The sequence below is a fragment of the Pseudomonas sp. SDO5271_S396 genome, assembly GCF_054071795.1.
This window is the reverse complement of sequence record NZ_JBSVWB010000127.1, coordinates 1-312: the sequence shown is the minus strand read 5'-3', so window position 1 is coordinate 312 and position 312 is coordinate 1. Positions and strand designations below refer to the sequence as shown.

The 312-nt window shown below is 57.4% G+C and carries 1 pseudogene; it reads left to right on the top strand.

Annotated features, from left to right (window positions below):
• A pseudogene (locus ACW9IN_RS30140) lies at positions 1-312 on the top strand (RHS repeat domain-containing protein); the annotation flags it as partial.

The window sequence follows — 312 nt, the reverse complement described above, 5'->3', positions numbered from 1 at the left end:
CATCGTCGCCGGCAACCGCCTGATGATCCAGGGTGACCGGCATTACGACTACGACGCCTTTGGCAACTTGATCCGTGAGCGGCGCGGTAAAGGCCATACGCTCGTCACCGAATACCGCTACGACGGCCAGCACCGGCTGATCGGTATTACAAAACCCAATGGGCAGACCGCCAGCTACCGCTACGACCCGTTTGGACGGCGCATCAGCAAAACCGTCGACGGCGTTACCACGGAGTTTTTTTGGCAAGGCAACAAGTTGATTGCCGAGCATCACAAGGATCGGCATCGCAGTTATCTGTATGAGCCGGATAG